This window comes from Betaproteobacteria bacterium, from assembly GCA_016791345.1.
In the GTDB taxonomy this organism is placed as follows: domain Bacteria; phylum Pseudomonadota; class Gammaproteobacteria; order Burkholderiales; family JAEUMW01; genus JAEUMW01.
Window position 1 is genome coordinate 1 of sequence record JAEUMW010000071.1, and the last position, 1,887, is coordinate 1,887.

General features: G+C 70.2%; 2 protein-coding genes. One reads left to right on the top strand and one right to left on the bottom strand.

All coding sequences use genetic code 11. From position 1 onward, the window contains the following. A partial coding sequence (locus JNK68_02810) for an endopeptidase La (protein ID MBL8539283.1) occupies positions 1-649 on the top strand: 649 nt, incomplete at its 5' end. Here JNK68_02810 and JNK68_02815 read toward each other — a convergent pair. Next, positions 591-1,887: hypothetical protein (locus JNK68_02815; protein MBL8539284.1), on the bottom strand; the 1,297-nt coding region annotated here is incomplete at its 5' end. The two genes, JNK68_02810 and JNK68_02815, sit on opposite strands and share 59 nt — an antisense overlap.

Sequence of the window (1,887 nt, forward strand, 5' to 3'; positions counted from 1 at the left end):
GACGCCCGAGGATCTCGCGGCGATTCTCGGTCCGCGTCGGTTCGAGAACGAGATCGCCATGCGCACGGGCGTGCCCGGTGTCGCGACCGGTCTTGCCTGGACGCCGGTCGGCGGCGACATCCTGTTCATCGAGGCGAGCAAGGTGCCCGGCTCGGGTCGCCTGATCCTCACCGGGCAGCTGGGCGACGTCATGAAGGAGAGCGCGCAGACGGCGCTGTCGCTGGTGAAGGCACGCCTCGCCTCGTTCGGCCTGCGCGAGGATCTCCTGGAGAAGAGCGACGTCCACGTGCACGTGCCGGCCGGCGCCACGCCGAAGGACGGTCCGAGCGCCGGTGTCGCCATGACGATGGCGCTCACGTCGCTGCTCACCGGGCGCGTGGTGCGCAGTGACACGGCGATGACGGGCGAGATCAGCCTGCGCGGGCTCGTCCTGCCGGTGGGCGGCATCAAGGAAAAGGTGCTGGCGGCGCAGCGGGCGGGCATAACCCGCGTGCTCCTGCCGGCGCGCAATCGTCGCGACTTCGAGGAAATCCCCGAGGACACGCGCAGCGCCCTCGAGTTCGTCTGGCTGAGTACGGTGGACGACGCGATCAGCGCTGCGCTGATCGAGCGTAACGACGCGTCACCGCCGGTGCCCGCCGCGGCCTGACGGTCGCGCTCACGCGCCGGTCGCCCGTGAAGCCATAGGCGTACAGCGGTGCGATCGGCGTGTCGACGACGCGCTGATGATCGACGGCGCCGATGAGCGACAGCGGCGTCGCCCCGTGGACCACGGTGAGGTGGATCCTCGACCATTCCGGGACGGGGCCGAAGGTCAGCAGGATTAAGCGCTCCCCCGGCTGTCTTGCGAGCGCGATCAGACCGACAGCGGCCTGGTCGCGCGGCGCCGCCGGCCGGTGCAGGAAAACCGGCGCCCAATCCTCGGGCTGTGAGGGCAGCGGCGAGCCACGCAGTACGCTCCCGATCCGTTCCACTGGCGTCGGCCGGCCGTCGACGAGGGCCGTCACGCCCGCCCGCAGGGACGAGGCCGCAAGCACGCGCTCCAGCACCTCATCGCGCGGCGCTCCCACCCAGTCGAAGCTCAGTCCGACGGATCTCGCGAAGCGTTCCTCCGTGCCTGGCCGCCCGAGGACAAAGGAGCGGACGCTTCCGCTGAAGGGCAGCGGTCCACCGGGCAGATGCAGTTCGCCTTCGACCTCCGCCCCGAACCGCACGTATTCGGGAAAGCGTCCGTGGAACCGGAACCCGGTCGGCGAGATGTGATCGATGACGCCGCAGACGGGCGCGCCGTCCTGGAACGCGAGACGCGCCGGCAACGGCAAAGCAAAGTCGGCGGGCGCAATGTCCGGCAGGTCGGGCTTGCGGACGGCAGCAAGCGTCGCTGCCGCCAGACCGGCATTCGCCACGGCCCACGCGGCAAGCACCAGCACCGATGTGGAGGTCCCATGGAGCAGCAGTCCGGTCGGGGCCATGACGACATTGGCAATGGCTACGGTCCACAAGGACCGCGCGAGCTGACCCTCTCTGCGCCACGGCAGGACCAGGCATCCGGCGACCCGTGCCAGGCCGAGGCGCGCCGTGCTCAGAGTTCGCGCGAAGCCGCGACCCGCTTCCTCGAACGCCCATCCGTGAAGGACAAGGTAAGGCAGGACATACAGAAGGAAGCGGCCGTCGAAGGCCGCGACCGGAAGCACGCCCGTGGCGAGCGCAACGAGGGGCACCAGCCACAGCAGAGACTTGCGCCACGCCTCGACCGGCGCCATCCCCAGTTGCAGATAGCATAGCCGCTGCGACAGCGTCAGGCGGCGCTCCAGGAGGCACGCGAGGTGCGCGCTGCCGCCACGACGCGCCCGCGCTTCCACGTAATCCGCCACGCCGTCAGACGAG